Raw genomic sequence first — 15,045 nt, forward strand, 5'->3', positions numbered from 1 at the left:
CCATGATTCCGTTCTCGATCCTCGACCTTTCCCCGATCACCGAGGGCAGCGACGCCGCGCAGTCGTTCCGCAACTCGCTCTCGCTCGCGCAGCACGGCGAAAAGCTGGGCTACACGCGCTACTGGCTCGCAGAGCACCACGGCATGCCGGGCATTGCGAGCGCCGCGACCGCCGTGCTGCTGTCGTATATCGGGGCGGGCACCTCGACCATCCGCATCGGCGCCGGCGGCGTGATGCTGCCCAACCATTCGCCGCTGGTGATTGCCGAGCAGTTCGGCACGCTGGAGTCGCTGTATCCGGGGCGCATCGACCTTGGCCTGGGCCGCGCCCCCGGCTCCGACCAGCGCACCGCGCGTGCACTGCGCCGCAACCTGGAATCCGACGCCGACCGGTTTCCGCAGGACGTGGTCGAGCTGATGGATTTCATGTCCAGGGAACCGCAGCAGCCTGTGCGCGCAGTGCCGGGTGCGGGGCTCGAAGTGCCGGTGTGGATTCTGGGCTCGAGCACCTTCGGCGCCCAATTGGCCGCGCACCTGGGCCTGCCCTATGCGTTTGCCTCGCACTTTGCGCCGCAGCAGCTCATGCAGGCGATCCAGATCTATCGCGAAACCTTCAAGCCCTCGGCCCAATTGAAAAAGCCGTACGTGATGCTGGGCTTCAACGTGTTCGTGGCCGATACCGATGAAGAGGCCGAGTTTCGCGCCACCTCATGGCAACAGGCTTTTGTGAACCTGCGCAGCGGTCGGCCGGGGCGCTTGCCGCCGCCGGTCGAAAACTATCGGCAGAAGGTGGGCCCGGCGGAAAACGCGCTGCTCGATTCGGTGCTGTCGTGTTCGGCCATGGGTTCGCCCGCCAAGGTGCGCGAGGGCGTGCAGGCGTTCATCGAACGCACGGGCGCCGACGAGCTGATGATCACCTCGCAGGTGTTCGACCATGTGGCGCGGCTGCGCTCTTACGAGTTGCTGGCCGGGCTGCGCAAGCAGGGCTGATTTCCCCACGCCGCCCGCCCCGGGCGCCGGGCTGGGACAATGGCGGGCTTATGGAAAAGCAACGGATCGTGGTGGGACTGAGCGGCGGAGTCGATTCCGCGGTGACGGCGCACCTGCTCAAGCAGCAGGGGCACGAGGTGGTCGGCATCTTCATGAAGAACTGGGAAGACGACGACGACAGCGAATACTGCTCGTCGAACATCGACTTCGTGGATGCCGCCAGCGTGGCCGACGTGCTGGGCATCGAGATCGAGCACGTCAATTTCGCAGCCGACTACAAGGACCGCGTCTTTGCCGAGTTCCTGCGCGAATACAAGGCTGGCCGCACGCCCAACCCCGACGTGCTGTGCAACGCCGAAATCAAGTTCAAGGCCTTTCTCGACCATGCAATGCGCCTGGGCGCCGAGAAAATTGCCACCGGCCACTATGCCCGCGTAAGGCTGAACGAGGCCACCGGCAAGCATGAGCTTCTCAAGGGGCTCGATCCGTCCAAGGACCAGAGCTACTTTCTGCATCGGCTCAACCAGGCGCAGCTGTCTAAAACGCTGTTCCCGGTGGGCGAGCTGCACAAGACCGAAGTGCGCCGCATTGCCGAAGAAATCGGCTTGCCCAATGCGAAGAAGAAGGATTCGACCGGCATCTGCTTCATCGGCGAGCGGCCGTTCCGCGAGTTCCTGAACCGGTACATCTCCAAGGAGCCGGGCCCGATCAAGGACGACCGCGGGCGCAAGCTCGGCGAGCATCAGGGCTTGAGCTTCTACACGCTCGGCCAGCGGCAAGGGCTGGGCATCGGCGGCGTCAAGGACAAGGGCGCGCAACGCGGATCGGGCGACCACTCGCCGTGGTTCGTGGCGCGCAAGGATGTCGAGAAGAACACGCTATGGGTGGTGCAGGGCCATGACCACCCGTGGCTGTTGTCGTCTGCGCTGACAGCTGGCGATGCAAGCTGGGTTTCCGGCGAGGCGCCGGTGCCGGGCAGCTATGGTTCGAAGGCGCGTTACCGCCAGGCTGATGCGGCCTGCGAAGTGAACGGTGTGAAAGATGCCGGCGTCGAGGCAACTTTCAGCCTGCGCTTCAGTGACCCGCAATGGGCGGTCACGCCGGGCCAATCGGCCGTGCTCTACGACGGCGAGCGCTGCCTCGGGGGCGGCGTCATCGTCTGATCCGTTCGATGCCGTGCGCTGTGGCGAGCCTGTCAGCGCACCGATTCGTCGACGTGAATCAGCTCCAGCGGATACCGTTTGCCCGCCAGATAGTCTTCAACGCACTGCAAGAGCAGCGGACTGCGGTGGAGCGGCACGCTGGCGCGGATTTCATCGGCGCTCATCCATACGGTGCGCACAATGCCTTCGTCGAGCGCGCGGCCAGCTTCTTGGGCGCCGAGCGTCCCGGCAAAGGCAAAGCGCATGTAGGTCACGTCTTCCTTGCTGCCGGTGCGATGGCTTGAGCGCGCCATGTAGATGCCGATCAGCGCCGTGGGCGTGAAGGCATGGGCGGTTTCTTCGAGTGTTTCGCGCGCGCACCCCTCGACGGGAGATTCGCCGGGGTCGAGGTGCCCCGCCGGGGTGTTGAGTCGGAGCCCTTGCGCGGTGTGCTCCTCGACCAGCAGGAAGCGGCCGTTCTGTTCGATCACCGCGGCCACGGTGACGTTGGGTTTCCAGCGCGGAGTTGTCATGTGTCTACGATTTGTGGCGCAGCGCATAGCCGCTGGGGCGCAGTCTACTGGGCGAAGGCGCCGGCACGCGTATTTGGCTCTACGGTTTCCAGCCTGTAGCCCATGCCGTAGATGGCCAGCAGCAGGAACCCGCTCGACGGCCGCAAGGCGAGCTTGGTTCTGAGGCGCGAGACATGAGTGTCGAGCGACCGCGAGAGCGCCTCGACGCCCAGGCCCCACACCGCCTCGTGAAGGTATTCGCGCGAAAGCAGGCGCCCCAGGTTCTGGAACAGGAAGAGAGCCAGTTCGTACTCGCGGTTTTTCAGTTCGACCTGCACGCCCCTGACCTTGAGGATGCGCGAAGGCGGAAAGAAGTGGTAGTCGCCGAACACCAGTTCTGCTTCGTGCTGGGCGGGGTAAGACCGGCGCAGCAGTGCATTGACGCGGGCTTCGAGTTCCTTGGCATGGTCCGGATTCGCCATGAAGTCGTCTGCGCCGGCATTGAGCCCTTCGACCACGTCGGGATCGTCGCGTTCTGCGTTGACGAAAAGAATGGGCAGGCGGCTCTTGAGTTCGTTGCGAACAGTCTTCACCAGGTCGATGCCACTGATATCGGGCAGGCCCCAGTCGAGGATCAGGAGGTCGAAAGTTTGCCGGCGCAGTGCCTGCAGCAATGTTCGCCCCTCCGTATAGGGGTGGCACTCGTGCCCAAACCCTGCCATGGCCTGGTTGATCAGTTGAAGCTGATCAGGCTCGTGATCAAGTACTGCAATACGCATTCCGTCCCCTTCTTCTGACATGCCAGCCTCTGAGTGCCGTCGAAGAAGTGTATCTATCTGCGTCTGGGGTAATAAATGTTGCGCGCAATTAATGCACGTTATTCAACTTAATCAAAGCAAATTAGAGGTAGTTGAAAACAATTGAAAACAAATCACCTTTCCCGTCGGTTGGATGGAGTTCATCAGGTGACTGGCGTGGCAAATCGATGCGCCCTGCAGCGCGCACCCAAGGCGCCCGCCGTCGCGCCGAGGTACGGGGCTAACCCGGACGCACGCCGCAATTCCGTGCCACCGCTAGCATTTATGTAGCTACAAACGCAATGATCACGGTCATCAAGAGGCAAATAGATGCTGCGTGCAGGCGACAGTGATGCCCGTAATCTTGCTGTAAGCTCTGCCCGCGTTCCGTGTTGCCCTTGCCCTGAGGAGATCTCTATGCTGATAGGCGTGCCTGCCGAAACGACGGCCGGCGAAACCCGTGTGGCCGTTACACCCGAAACGGTGAAGAAACTTGTCACTGCGGGGCACACCATTCGCGTGCAGTCCGGAGCCGGCGTTGCAGCCAGCGTCACCGACGCTGCCTACATTGCAGCTGGCGCAGAAATCACTGACGTCGCGGGCGCCTTCGGGGCCGACATGGTGCTCAAGGTGCGCTCTCCGAACGACGCTGAAGCCGCGCTGATGAAGCCGGGCACCGTCGTCATCGGCATGCTCAATCCCTTCGACGCTGCCGGTCTGCAGCGCCTGGCTACGGCAGGCGTCACGGCTTTTGCGCTCGAAGCCGCACCTCGCACCACCCGTGCCCAAAGCATGGACGTGCTGAGCTCGCAAGCCAACATTGCGGGCTACAAGGCCGTGATCATCGCGGCCGACAAATACCAGCGCTTCTTCCCGATGCTGATGACCGCTGCCGGCACCGTGAAGGCGGCGCGCGTGGTCATTCTGGGGGTTGGCGTGGCTGGCTTGCAGGCCATTGCAACGGCCAAGCGCCTGGGTGCCGTGATCGAGGCTTCGGACGTTCGCCCGAGCGTGAAGGAACAGATCGAATCCCTCGGCGGCAAGTTCATCGAGGTGTCCTACGACACCGACGAAGAGAAAGAAGCCGCCGTGGGCGTTGGCGGTTATGCCAAGCCCATGCCCGCAAGCTGGCTGGCGCGCCAGCAGGTCGAGGTGGCCAAGCGGGTGGCGCTGGCCGACATCGTGATCAGCACCGCGCTCATTCCCGGACGCGCGGCGCCTACGCTCATTACCGAAGACATGGTCAAGTCCATGAAGCCCGGCTCGGTGATCGTCGACATTGCCGCCGGCAAGGGGCAGGACGGCGTGGGCGGCAACTGCCCGCTGTCGGAAGCCGACCGCACGGTGGTGAAGCACGGCGTGACCATCGTGGGCGAAACCAATCTTCCGGCGCTGGTGGCGGCCGATGCGTCGGCGCTCTATGCGCGCAACGTGCTGGACTTCCTCAAGCTCATCGTCACGAAGGAGGGCGCGCTGAAGATCGACCTCGAGGACGACATCGTTGCCGCCTGCCGCGTTGCGCAGGACGGCCAGGTCACGAAGAAGTAAGCGGCCCACCAGCGTTCGAACGAGGAGAAGAACCCATGGACATCGTTTCCCACACAGTCATCAACCTGATCATCTTTGTGCTGGCCATCTACGTGGGCTACCACGTGGTCTGGACGGTGACGCCCGCGCTGCACACGCCGCTCATGGCGGTGACCAACGCGATCTCGGCCATCGTGATCGTGGGCGCCATGCTTGCGGCGGCGCTCACTGAAACCGGCCTGGGCAAGACCATGGGCGTGCTCGCAGTGGCATTGGCCGCGGTGAACGTCTTCGGCGGCTTCCTCGTCACGCGGCGCATGCTCGAGATGTTCAAGAAGAAAGAAAAAAAGGCCGCGCCCAAGGCTGAAGGGGGAGTCGCCAAGTGAGCATGAATCTCGTCACGCTGCTGTACCTCGTTGCCAGCATCTGCTTCATCCAGGCCCTGAAGGGCCTCTCCCATCCCACCACCTCGATCCGGGGCAACGTCTTCGGCATGACCGGCATGGCCATTGCCGTGCTGACGACCGGCGCGCTCATCTACAAGCTGGCGGGCGGCAATGTCACGGGCCTGGGCTACGTGCTGGTTGCGCTGGTGCTGGGCGGCGGCCTGGGCGCCTACATGGCCAACAAGGTCGAGATGACCAAGATGCCCGAGCTGGTCGCCTTCATGCACAGCATGATCGGCTTGGCCGCGGTGTTCATCGCGGTGGCGGCCGTGGCCGAACCGTACGCCTTCAACATCACGCCCAAGGGCGAGATGATTCCTGCGGGCAACCGGCTCGAGTTGTTCCTGGGCGCGGCCATCGGCGCCATCACCTTCAGCGGCTCCGTCATCGCCTTTGGCAAGCTGTCGGGCAAATACAAGTTTCGCCTGTTCCAGGGCGCGCCGGTGCAGTTTGCCGGCCAGCACATGCTGAACCTGGTGCTCGGCGTGGCCACCATCGGGCTGGGCCTGGTTTTCATGTTCACCGAAAGCTGGCCCGCGTTCTTCGCGATGCTGGCGCTGGCCTTCGTGATGGGCGTGCTCATCATCATCCCTATCGGCGGCGCCGACATGCCGGTGGTGGTGTCGATGCTCAACAGCTACTCGGGCTGGGCGGCAGCGGGCATCGGCTTCAGCCTGAACAACGCGATGCTGATCGTGGCCGGTTCGCTGGTGGGCTCTTCGGGCGCGATCCTGAGCTACATCATGTGCAAGGCCATGAACCGCTCGTTCTTCAATGTGATCCTGGGCGGCTTCGGCGGCGATGCAGCCGCTGCGACAGGCGGCGCGAAGGAGCAGCGTCCGGTGAAGAGCGGCAGCGCCGACGACGCCGCCTTTGTGCTCGGCAATGCCGAGACGGTGGTCATCGTGCCCGGCTACGGCCTGGCGGTGGCACGTGCGCAGCATGCGGTGAAGGAGCTGGCCCAGAAGCTCACCGACAAGGGCATTACCGTGAAGTACGCCATTCACCCGGTGGCGGGCCGCATGCCCGGCCACATGAACGTGTTGCTGGCCGAGGCCGAGGTGCCGTACGACCAGGTGTTTGAAATGGAAGACATCAACGGCGAATTCGGCCAGGCCGACGTGGCCATCATCCTGGGCGCCAACGACGTGGTGAACCCCGCCGCGCACACCAAGGGCAGCCCGATCTACGGCATGCCGATTCTGGAGGCCTACAAGGCCAAGACGGTGATCGTGAACAAGCGCTCCATGGCGGCGGGCTATGCCGGCCTGGACAACGAGCTCTTCTACATGGACAAAACGATGATGGTCTTTGGCGATGCGAAAAAAGTAGTGGAAGATATGGGCAAGGCCATCGAATAGGCCAAAGGTTCCGCGCCCGCGCAGCGCGGGCCAGATCATCGCGGCGCCATCAAGTGCGCCGTTTTCGTTTTTCAAATACCCGATTTTTGGAGGAGACACATCCATGACCGATCGTCCCTGGCTCGGCAGCTACCCGCAAGGCGTGCCTGCCGATATCGATCCTTCCCAGTACCAGTCGCTGGTGGCGCTCATGGAAGAGAGCTTTGCCAAGTACGCCGACCGCACGGCCTACAGCTTCATGGGCAAGGATGTGAGCTACGGGGAGACCGACAAGCTCAGCAGGGCCTTCGCGTCATACCTGCAAGGCCTGGCGCTGGCCAAGGGCGACCGGGTCGCCGTCATGATGCCCAATTGCCCGCAGTACCCGATTGCTGTCGCGGCCATCCTGCGCGCCGGCCTCATCCTGGTGAACGTGAACCCGCTGTACACGCCGCGCGAACTCGAGCACCAGCTCAAGGACTCGGGCGCCAAGGCCATCATCATCATGGAGAACTTCGGCACCACGCTGCAGCAATGCATCGCGGCCACGCCCATCAAGCACATCGTGCTGGCGGCCATGGGCGACAGGCTCGGTTTTCTGAAGGGCGCGCTGGTCAACTACGTGGTGCGCAACGTCAAGAAGCTGGTGCCCCACTTCAGCCTGCCCGGCGCCGTGCGCTTCAACGATGCGCTGGACCAGGGCGCGAGCCGCACGCTGCAGCTGCCGGTCATCGGCCCCGACGATGTGGCCGTGCTGCAGTACACCGGCGGCACCACGGGCGTTTCGAAGGGGGCGGTGCTGCTGCACCGCAACGTGATTGCCAACGTGCTGCAGTCCGAAGCCTGGAACGAGCCCGCCATGGCGCAGGTGCCGGCCGGCGAGCAGCCCACGGGCGTTTGCGCGCTGCCGCTGTATCACATCTTCGCTTTCACGGTGGGCATGATGCTGAGCATGCGCACGGGCGGCAAGCTCATCCTCATTCCCAATCCGCGCGACCTGGCGGGCGTGCTCAAGGAACTCTCCAAGCACACGATCCACACCTTCCCGGCGGTCAACACGCTTTTCAACGGGCTGGCGAACCATCCTGATTTCAACACCGTCAACTGGAAGAACCTCAAGGTCTCGGTGGGCGGCGGCATGGCTGTTCAGGCAGCTGTTGCGAAGCTTTGGCTAGAGAAAACCGGCTGCCCGATTTGCGAGGGCTACGGCCTTTCGGAAACCTCGCCCTCGGCCACCTGCAACCCGACCAACAGCAAGGCCTATACCGGCACCATCGGCCTGCCGCTGCCGAGCACTTCGCTCAAGCTGCTCGATGACGAAGGGCGCGAAGTGCTGCCGGGGCAGCCCGGCGAAATCGCGATCAAGGGCCCACAGGTAATGGCGGGCTACTGGCAGCGCCCCGACGAAACCGCCAAGGTCATGACGGCCGACGGCTACTTCAAGACGGGCGACATCGGCATGGTCGACGAGCGCGGCTACTTCAAGGTGGTCGACCGCAAGAAGGACATGATCCTGGTCTCGGGCTTCAACGTGTACCCGAACGAGATCGAAGACGTGGTGGCGCAGATTCCGGGCGTGCTCGAATGCGCCGCGGTCGGCATCGTCGACGAGAAGACGGGAGAGGCGGTCAAGCTCGTGATCGTCAAAAAGGACGATTCGCTGACCGAAGCGCAGGTTCGCGAATACTGCAAAGCAAACCTAACGGGTTACAAGCAGCCGCGGATCATTGAGTTCCGCACGGACATGCCGAAGACGCCGGTAGGAAAGATCCTCCGGCGCGAGTTGCGCGACGCCAAAAAGTAAGGGTTCGGCCCGGGTAGGGCGGCGGCATCGATCTTGCATATTGCGGGTCGATGCTTCGCTTCCTACTCACGCGCGTGAGCTTGCTGGTGCCGACCTTCATCGGCATGACGCTGCTTGCCTTCTTTCTCATCCGGCTGGTGCCGGGCGATCCTATTGAAACCATGGCTGGCGAGCGCGGGATCGACCCTGCGCGCCACGCCCAGCTGCGCACGGCCTACGGCTTCGACAAGCCGGTGATCGTGCAATACGGCATCTACATTGGCCGCGTGCTGCACGGCGACCTCGGCAAGTCGCTCATCACGCAGGACTCCGTGATGGGCGAGTTTCTGGCGCTCTTTCCGGCTACCGTCGAGCTTGGCGTGTGCGCCATTGCCTTTGCGCTGCTGCTGGGGCTTCCGGCCGGCATTCTTGCGGCGGTGCGGCGCAATTCGATCTTCGACCACGGGGTCATGGCCACCTCGCTCACCGGTTATTCGATGCCGATCTTCTGGTGGGGCCTGCTGCTGATCCTGTTCTTCTCGGTGCAGTTGGGGTGGACGCCCGTTTCCGGGCGCATCTCGGTGCAGTATTTCGTCGAGCCCCAGACCGGCTTCCTGCTGATCGATGCGCTGCGCGCCGGCGACACCGATGCCTTCTGGTCGGCGCTGCACCATCTGGTTCTTCCGGCCATCGTGCTGGGCACGGTGCCGCTGGCGGTTATCGCACGCATGACGCGCTCGGCCATGCTCGAGGTGCTCGGCGAAGACTACATTCGCACCGCGCGCGCCAAAGGGCTTTCGCGGCTTCGCGTGGTGGGGCTGCATGCGCTGCGCAATGCGCTGATCCCGGTGGTCACGGTTATCGGGCTGCAGGTTGGCGTGCTCTTTACCGGTGCGATTCTTACCGAGACCATCTTCTCCTGGCCCGGGGTGGGCAAGTGGCTCATCGAGGCGATCGGTCGCCGCGACTATCCGGTGCTGCAGGGCGGCATGCTGCTGCTCGGCGGCATCGTGATGCTGATCAACCTGCTGGTCGATGTGACCTACGGCGTCATCAACCCGAGGATCAGGCGCTGAACATGGCTTCGACCCAGACCATTTCCGTGGCAACTGCGAACAAGGCGCCCCCCGGCCCCTGGCGTGAGTTCTGGACCGCGTTTTCCGCCAACCGCGGCGCCGTCATCGGGCTCGTCACCATCGTGGTGTTGCTTCTCGTGGCGCTGTTCGCGCCGTGGATTGCGCCGCACGCACCCAACGAAACCAACAGCGCGGTTTTTCTGCTGCCGCCGGCCTGGCAAGAGGGCGGCTCGACCAGCTACCTGCTGGGTACCGACGCCATCGGGCGCGACATTCTTTCGCGCCTCATGCATGGCGCGCGGCTCTCGCTGTCGATCGGCATGGCTGTGGTGGCGCTGTCGGTGGTGGCTGGCATCGTGCTGGGTCTTGTGGCCGGCTTTTTCCGCGGCGTGCTCGAGATCGCGATCATGCGGCTGATGGACATCGTGCTCACGCTGCCAAGCCTGCTGCTTGCCATCGTGATCGTCGCCATCCTCGGGCCGGGGCTGGTCAACGCGATGCTCGCGGTGGCCATTGTGGTGCTGCCGCACTACGTGCGCATTACCCGCGCGGCCGTCATTGCCGAGGTGTCGCGCGACTACGTGACCGCAGCACGCGTGAGCGGCGCCGGCACGCTGCGCCTGATGTTCCGCGAGGTGCTGCCCAATTGCGCGGCACCGCTCATCGTGCAGGCCTCGCTCGGCATTTCGACGGCAATTCTCGATGCCGCGGCGCTCGGCTTCCTGGGCCTCGGCGCGCAGCCGCCTTCGCCCGAATGGGGAACGATGCTCGCCGACGCACGCGAGTTTGTGCTGCGGGCCTGGTGGGTCGTCACCTTTCCCGGCCTGGCAATCCTTGCCGCCGTGCTGGCCTTCAACCTGCTCGGCGACGGCCTGCGCGACGCGCTCGACCCGAAGCTCAAGAGATGAACATGCTCCTGGACATCAAGGACCTGCACGTCGAATTTCCCACCCAGGGCGGCGTGCTGCACGCGGTCGACGGCGTGAGCCTTTCGCTCGAGGAAGGCGAGGTGCTCGGCATCGTCGGCGAATCGGGCTCCGGCAAGAGCGTGACCATGATGGCGCTCATGGGGCTCGTCGGCTTTCCGGGCCGCGTGCGGGCAGACCACATGCGCTTTGCGGGCAAGGAACTGCTCGGCATCTCCGACAAAGCGCGCCGCGCGCTGGTCGGCAAGGAGGTCGCAATGATCTTCCAGGAGCCGACCACCAGCCTCAACCCCTGCTTCACCATCGGCTTCCAGTTGATGGAAACGCTGCGGCTGCACCTGCAGCTGGACAAACGCACGGCAAGGAAGCGAGCGACCGAGCTGCTCGAACAGGTCGGCATACCCGCAGCCTCGTCGCGCCTGGGCAGCTACCCGCACCAGCTTTCGGGCGGCATGAACCAGCGCGTGATGATTGCGATGGCCATTGCCTGCAATCCGCGCCTCCTGATTGCCGACGAGCCGACCACCGCGCTCGACGTCACCATCCAGGCACAGATCCTCGACCTGCTGCGCGAGCTGCAGAAGGAGCGCGGCATGGCGCTGGTGCTCATTACCCACAACATGGGCGTGGTCAGCGAAATGGCGCAGCGCATTGCGGTGATGTATGCGGGCCAGGTCATGGAGCAGCAGCGTGTGGACCGCCTCTTTGCGAACCCGCAGCACCCTTACACCGAGGCCTTGCTGGCTGCACTGCCTGAGCGCGCCGCGCCCGAGGGCCGGCTTGCCACCATAGCGGGCGTGGTGCCCGGCGTGCACGACCGGCCGGAGGGTTGCCTCTTCGCACCGCGCTGCAGCTACGTGACGACGAAGGCCTGCAATGTGCGGCCGGCGTTGCGCGCGGCTGCGTCGCAGCAAGGCGCCCAGGTGCGGTGCCACTTTCCGCTCGGAGAGCCCGGGCGCATGGCGGCCATCGAGGCAGACCGGCCAAGAGTGGTGGAGACATTGTCGTGAGCGCAATGCCGGGTGAAGTCGTCATGGAGGCGCGCAACCTGCAGCGCACCTACGAAGTGCGGCGCGGCCTGTTTCGCCCGCCTGCGCAATTGCGTGCAGTGGGCGATATTTCCTTTCGCATCGAGCGCGGCCGGACGCTTGCGGTGGTCGGCGAATCGGGCTGCGGCAAGTCCACGCTCGCGCGCATGGTTGCGCTCATCGAAAAGCCCACCTCCGGGGAACTCACGCTGGTCGGCCACAACGCGGTAAGCCAGCCGCCCGACCGGCGGCGCGAGCTGCGGCAAGCCGTGCAGCTGGTGTTCCAGAACCCCTACGGCTCGCTCAACCCGCGCAAGAAGATCAGTACGGTGCTGGAGGATCCGCTCGCCATCAATACGAGCCTCGGCAAAGCGGAGCGCGCGGCCAAGGCCCGCGACATGCTTGCCCGCGTGGGCCTGCGGCCGGAGTATGCAAACCGCTATCCGCACATGTTCTCGGGCGGCCAGCGCCAGCGCATTGCAATTGCACGTGCGCTCATGCTGGAGCCGCGCCTCTTGGTGGCCGATGAGCCGGTATCGGCGCTCGACGTGTCGATCCAGGCGCAGGTGCTCAACCTGCTGGCCGACCTGCAGGCCGAGCTTGGCCTGGCGTATCTCTTCATTTCGCACGACCTCGGCGTGGTGCGGCACATTGCGCACGACGTTCTGGTGATGTACCTCGGCCATGCGGTGGAGCAGGGGCCCAAGGCGCGCATCTTCGCGCGGCCGCTGCACCCCTACACGCAAGCGCTGCTGGCATCCACGCCCGGTCTCAGCAGCCAGCGCATCGTGCTCAAGGGCGAGTTGCCTTCGCCGCTCAACCCGCCCACCGGCTGCGTCTTCAGCACGCGCTGCCCGCACGTCACGCAGCGCTGCCGCGATGAGCGGCCCCTGCTGCGCGCGCTTGACGAGCGGCTGGTGGCGTGCCACTACGCCGAAAAGTTTCTTGACGGCTCGCCTCCGGTTCGCGCCGATGTGCCGTTGTCTCCGCCGTTCGCCGCGCCCCTGGCGACGAACCTCTAGTTCTCTTCCACAGTGCCTGAAGGAGTTCCCATGAAGACCCAGCCATTTGTTTCGCGCCATTCGCGAAAGCTCGCCGCGCTGCTCGCGCCCACGGCACTTGCCGTGCTTACCCTGGCCGGCGGAGCCGTGTCCGCCAAGACGCTGGTCTATTGTTCGGAGGGCAGCCCCGAGAACTTCTATCCGGGCGTCAACACCACCGGCACTTCGTTCGACGTGACCACGCAGGTCTACAACACGATTGTCGAATTCGAGCGCGGTGGCACCAAGGTCGTGCCCGGCCTGGCGGAAAAATGGGACATCTCGGCCGACGGCACGCAATACACCTTTCACCTGCGCAAGGGCGTGAAGTGGCACAGCACCAGCAAGAGCTTCAAGCCCACGCGCGACTTCAACGCCGACGACTTCATCTTTATGCTTGAGCGGCAGTGGAAGGAGAGCGACCCGTTCTTCAAGGTCACGAGCCAGAACCACTCGTACTTCAACGACATGGGCATGCCCAAGCTGCTCAAGTCGGTCGACCGCGTTGATGAATACACGGTGAAGATCGTGCTCAACAAGGCCGAGGCGCCGTTCCTTGCCAACCTTGCCATGCAATATGCGGGGATCCAGTCGAAGGAATACGCCATTGCCATGCTGAAGGCGGGCACGCCCGAGAAGGTCGACCAGGACCCGATCGGCACGGGCCCGTTCTACCTGGTGCAGTACCAGAAGGATGCGGTCATCCGCTTCAAGGCCTTTCCGCAGTACTGGGGCGGCAAGGCCAAGATCGACGACCTCGTTTTCGCAATCACGCCCGACGCTTCGGTGCGCTGGGCCAAGCTGCAAAAGGGCGAGTGCCACGTAATGCCCTACCCGAACCCGGCCGACCTCGACGCCATCCGCAAGGACCCGAACGTGCAGCTGCTGGAGCAGCCCGGCCTCAACGTGGGCTACCTCTCGTACAACACCACGAAGAAGCCATTCGACGACGTGCGCGTGCGCAAGGCCATCAACATGGCCATCAACAAGAAGGCGATCATCGACGGCGTGTACCTCTCGACGGGCGTGGCTGCGAAGAATCCGATTCCGCCGACCATGTGGTCCTACAACGACGCGACCAAGGACGACGCGTACGACCCCGAAGCCGCGAAGAAGCTGCTGGCGCAAGCGGGCCTGGCCGATGGCTTCAGCACCGACCTCTGGGCCATGCCGGTGCAGCGGCCCTACAACCCGAACGCCAAGCGCATTGCCGAGCTCATGCAGGCCGACCTTGCCAAGATCGGCGTCAAGGCCGAGATCAAGAGCTTCGAATGGGGCGAGTACCGCAAGCGCCTGCAGGCCGGCGAGCACCAGATGGGCATGCTCGGCTGGACCGGCGACAACGGCGACCCCGACAACTTCCTCTACACCCTGCTGGGCTGCGCATCGGCGCAATCGGCAAGCGGCAGCAACATCTCCAAGTTCTGCTACCAGCCCTACGAAGACCTTGTGCTGAAGGCCAAGACCGCAACCAAGCAGGCCGACCGCGACGCGCTCTACAAGAAGGCGCAAGTCATCTTCAAGGAGCAGGCCCCGTGGTTCACCATTGCACACGCGGTGCAGCTGAAGCCGGTGCGCAAGGAAGTGGTCGACTTCAAGCTCAGCCCGTTCGGGCGCCACACCTTCTATGGCGTGGACATCAAGTAACTGATGGGTGCGCCCGTTGCCATCGTCGCGGCCATGCACGAGGAGTTGGGCGCGCTCCTCGCGCAGATGCCCGACGAGCAGCGGGTGCGCGCGGCAGGGCGCGACTTCTGGGTCGGCCACCTGCACGGTCAGCCGGTGGTGGCGGTGCTCTCGCGCATCGGCAAGGTGGCCGCGGCGGTCACGGCCACGGTGCTGCTCGAGCGCTTTGGCGTGCGGGGCATCGTGTTCACGGGCGTCGCCGGTGGGCTTGCGCCGGGCGTGAACGTGGGCGACGTTGTGGTCGCGTCGGAACTGCTGCAGCACGACCTCGACGCATCCCCGATTTTTCCGAAGTTCGAAGTGCCGCTCATGGGCATGGCGCGCTTCCCGGCCGATGCAGCGATTGCAGATGCGCTTTCGGCCGTGGCAACGCGGCTGTTGCACGATCCCGCAGCATTGATCGGCCAGCACGCGGTCGACGAGTTCGGCATCCGCTCACCCAGGGTGCATCGCGGCCTGCTGGTAAGCGGTGACCGCTTCGTGTCGACCAGCGCCGAAAGCGAGGCGCTCCGGCGCGACCTGCCTGACGCACTCGCGGTGGAAATGGAAGGCGCCGCAATGGCTCAGGTCTGCCACGACTACGGCGTGCCGTTCGCGGCCATGCGCACCATCTCGGACCGCGCCGACGACGCGGCGCATGGCGACTTTGCCCGCTTCGTTGTCGAGGTGGCGAGCCGCTACAGCCTTGCGCTGGTCGGCGCATGGCTGGCTGCGCTGCCGCCTTCAGGCGAAGCGCCCGCCGCTGCTGGCTGA

General features: G+C 64.4%; 14 protein-coding genes. 12 read left to right on the top strand and 2 right to left on the bottom strand.

The window, feature by feature from the left end; translation table 11 throughout:
• Positions 1 to 2: 2 nt before the first annotated feature.
• Both J2X67_RS10445 and mnmA read left to right on the top strand, forming a co-directional pair.
• Complete coding sequence (locus J2X67_RS10445; RefSeq protein WP_309953084.1) at positions 3 to 989, top strand: LLM class flavin-dependent oxidoreductase; 987 nt, start codon at positions 3 to 5, stop codon at positions 987 to 989.
• A gap of 50 nt (positions 990 to 1,039) precedes the next feature.
• Positions 1,040 to 2,152 (top strand): tRNA 2-thiouridine(34) synthase MnmA, encoded by a 1,113-nt coding sequence (mnmA, locus tag J2X67_RS10450; protein WP_309952806.1) that lies wholly within the window; start codon positions 1,040 to 1,042, stop codon positions 2,150 to 2,152.
• Between the two features lie 32 nt (positions 2,153 to 2,184).
• Here mnmA and J2X67_RS10455 read toward each other — a convergent pair whose 3' ends face one another.
• Both J2X67_RS10455 and J2X67_RS10460 read right to left on the bottom strand, forming a co-directional pair.
• Complete coding sequence (locus J2X67_RS10455; RefSeq protein WP_309952807.1) at positions 2,185 to 2,664, bottom strand: NUDIX hydrolase; 480 nt, start codon at positions 2,662 to 2,664, stop codon at positions 2,185 to 2,187.
• Between the two features lie 44 nt (positions 2,665 to 2,708).
• Positions 2,709 to 3,422, bottom strand: coding sequence for a response regulator transcription factor (locus J2X67_RS10460; protein WP_309952810.1), 714 nt, complete (start codon positions 3,420 to 3,422; stop codon positions 2,709 to 2,711).
• A 435-nt stretch (positions 3,423 to 3,857) separates the two neighbouring features.
• Between J2X67_RS10460 and J2X67_RS10465 the strand changes: the two genes are divergently transcribed.
• From J2X67_RS10465 to J2X67_RS10510, 10 genes are all read left to right on the top strand, one after another.
• On the top strand, positions 3,858 to 4,988 hold the full coding sequence (locus tag J2X67_RS10465) for a Re/Si-specific NAD(P)(+) transhydrogenase subunit alpha (RefSeq protein ID WP_309952812.1): 1,131 nt from the start codon (positions 3,858 to 3,860) through the stop codon (positions 4,986 to 4,988).
• 35 nt (positions 4,989 to 5,023) lie between these two features.
• Positions 5,024 to 5,353: an NAD(P) transhydrogenase subunit alpha gene (locus J2X67_RS10470; protein ID WP_309952814.1), complete on the top strand. Its 330-nt coding sequence runs from the start codon at positions 5,024 to 5,026 to the stop codon at positions 5,351 to 5,353.
• Positions 5,350 to 6,774 (top strand): NAD(P)(+) transhydrogenase (Re/Si-specific) subunit beta, encoded by a 1,425-nt coding sequence (locus tag J2X67_RS10475; RefSeq protein WP_309952815.1) that lies wholly within the window; start codon positions 5,350 to 5,352, stop codon positions 6,772 to 6,774. Before J2X67_RS10470 ends, J2X67_RS10475 begins: the two co-directional genes overlap by 4 nt.
• A 103-nt stretch (positions 6,775 to 6,877) precedes the next feature.
• The gene (locus J2X67_RS10480; RefSeq protein WP_309952817.1) at positions 6,878 to 8,557 is read left to right on the top strand and encodes a long-chain-fatty-acid--CoA ligase; all 1,680 of its coding nucleotides are present in this window, start codon (positions 6,878 to 6,880) and stop codon (positions 8,555 to 8,557) included.
• Between the two features lie 50 nt (positions 8,558 to 8,607).
• Positions 8,608 to 9,612 carry an ABC transporter permease subunit gene (locus J2X67_RS10485; protein WP_309952819.1) on the top strand — a complete coding sequence of 335 codons (1,005 nt, stop codon included), beginning with the start codon at positions 8,608 to 8,610 and terminating at the stop codon, positions 9,610 to 9,612.
• A gap of 2 nt (positions 9,613 to 9,614) precedes the next feature.
• Positions 9,615 to 10,520: an ABC transporter permease subunit gene (locus J2X67_RS10490; RefSeq protein ID WP_309952821.1), complete on the top strand. Its 906-nt coding sequence runs from the start codon at positions 9,615 to 9,617 to the stop codon at positions 10,518 to 10,520.
• Complete coding sequence (locus tag J2X67_RS10495) at positions 10,517 to 11,548, top strand: ABC transporter ATP-binding protein (RefSeq protein ID WP_309952822.1); 1,032 nt, start codon at positions 10,517 to 10,519, stop codon at positions 11,546 to 11,548. The genes J2X67_RS10490 and J2X67_RS10495 overlap by 4 nt, the downstream gene beginning before the upstream one ends.
• A 5-nt stretch (positions 11,549 to 11,553) precedes the next feature.
• Positions 11,554 to 12,588: a peptide ABC transporter ATP-binding protein gene (locus tag J2X67_RS10500; protein ID WP_309953086.1), complete on the top strand. Its 1,035-nt coding sequence runs from the start codon at positions 11,554 to 11,556 to the stop codon at positions 12,586 to 12,588.
• Between the two features lie 30 nt (positions 12,589 to 12,618).
• On the top strand, positions 12,619 to 14,253 hold the full coding sequence (locus tag J2X67_RS10505; protein WP_309952823.1) for an ABC transporter substrate-binding protein: 1,635 nt from the start codon (positions 12,619 to 12,621) through the stop codon (positions 14,251 to 14,253).
• A 3-nt stretch (positions 14,254 to 14,256) separates the two neighbouring features.
• Positions 14,257 to 15,045 carry a 5'-methylthioadenosine/adenosylhomocysteine nucleosidase gene (locus J2X67_RS10510; protein WP_309952824.1) on the top strand — a complete coding sequence of 263 codons (789 nt, stop codon included), beginning with the start codon at positions 14,257 to 14,259 and terminating at the stop codon, positions 15,043 to 15,045.

The organism is Variovorax sp. 3319 (assembly GCF_031456585.1).
In the GTDB taxonomy this organism is placed as follows: Bacteria; Pseudomonadota; Gammaproteobacteria; order Burkholderiales; family Burkholderiaceae_C; genus Variovorax; species Variovorax paradoxus_P.

What these genes read in the sequence shown, in the direction of transcription:
- J2X67_RS10445 (WP_309953084.1), top strand. Translation starts at nt 3, where the DNA reads ATGATTCCGTTCTCGATCCTCGACCTTTCCCCGATCACCGAGGGCAGC.
- mnmA (WP_309952806.1), top strand. Translation starts at nt 1,040, where the DNA reads ATGGAAAAGCAACGGATCGTGGTGGGACTGAGCGGCGGAGTCGATTCC.
- J2X67_RS10455 (WP_309952807.1), bottom strand. Translation starts at nt 2,664, where the DNA reads ATGACAACTCCGCGCTGGAAACCCAACGTCACCGTGGCCGCGGTGATC.
- J2X67_RS10460 (WP_309952810.1), bottom strand. Translation starts at nt 3,422, where the DNA reads ATGCGTATTGCAGTACTTGATCACGAGCCTGATCAGCTTCAACTGATC.
- J2X67_RS10465 (WP_309952812.1), top strand. Translation starts at nt 3,858, where the DNA reads ATGCTGATAGGCGTGCCTGCCGAAACGACGGCCGGCGAAACCCGTGTG.
- J2X67_RS10470 (WP_309952814.1), top strand. Translation starts at nt 5,024, where the DNA reads ATGGACATCGTTTCCCACACAGTCATCAACCTGATCATCTTTGTGCTG.
- J2X67_RS10480 (WP_309952817.1), top strand. Translation starts at nt 6,878, where the DNA reads ATGACCGATCGTCCCTGGCTCGGCAGCTACCCGCAAGGCGTGCCTGCC.
- J2X67_RS10485 (WP_309952819.1), top strand. Translation starts at nt 8,608, where the DNA reads ATGCTTCGCTTCCTACTCACGCGCGTGAGCTTGCTGGTGCCGACCTTC.
- J2X67_RS10490 (WP_309952821.1), top strand. Translation starts at nt 9,615, where the DNA reads ATGGCTTCGACCCAGACCATTTCCGTGGCAACTGCGAACAAGGCGCCC.
- J2X67_RS10495 (WP_309952822.1), top strand. Translation starts at nt 10,517, where the DNA reads ATGAACATGCTCCTGGACATCAAGGACCTGCACGTCGAATTTCCCACC.
- J2X67_RS10500 (WP_309953086.1), top strand. Translation starts at nt 11,554, where the DNA reads ATGCCGGGTGAAGTCGTCATGGAGGCGCGCAACCTGCAGCGCACCTAC.
- J2X67_RS10505 (WP_309952823.1), top strand. Translation starts at nt 12,619, where the DNA reads ATGAAGACCCAGCCATTTGTTTCGCGCCATTCGCGAAAGCTCGCCGCG.
- J2X67_RS10510 (WP_309952824.1), top strand. Translation starts at nt 14,257, where the DNA reads ATGGGTGCGCCCGTTGCCATCGTCGCGGCCATGCACGAGGAGTTGGGC.